1 protein-coding gene is annotated in these 377 nt (G+C 48.0%); it reads right to left on the reverse strand.

What is annotated here, in order from left to right:
• The coding region (locus tag ACMHXH_RS07285) for an IS5 family transposase (RefSeq protein ID WP_413737892.1) at window positions 1-377 on the reverse strand (377 nt) is incomplete at both ends.

Consider the following 377-nt stretch of genomic DNA (forward strand, 5'->3'; position numbering starts at 1 on the left):
TTGGCGCTAATGAGTTGTTTGTAGCGATACATGGCGGTCTCAGATAAGGAACGCTGATGGTAGTGATTCATCAATTTCCATTGCTTCAACTCTCCTGCCTTGAGTGCATCCACAGCTTCATTTCGAGGATGCCCTGGTTCCCAGTATCCGGCATTTGAGCGGGGTGGAATCGTTGGCTTCGCCTGCTTTCGTCGCAATAATTTATGACAAGCTTTGGTATCGTAAGTCCCGTCAGCGGAGACTTGTCTAAGCTTGCGTCTTAGGGGAGCCAGTAACGCTGGAAATACTTCATTATCTGCTACAGTTTCAAGGCTTGTTTGCGCACCGATAATTTCATGTGTAGCGGCATCGATAGCCAAATGAAGCTTGCGCCAAAC

This window comes from Shewanella sp. BJSY2023SW001, from assembly GCF_047314685.1.
In the GTDB taxonomy this organism is placed as follows: Bacteria; Pseudomonadota; Gammaproteobacteria; order Enterobacterales; family Shewanellaceae; genus Shewanella; species Shewanella indica.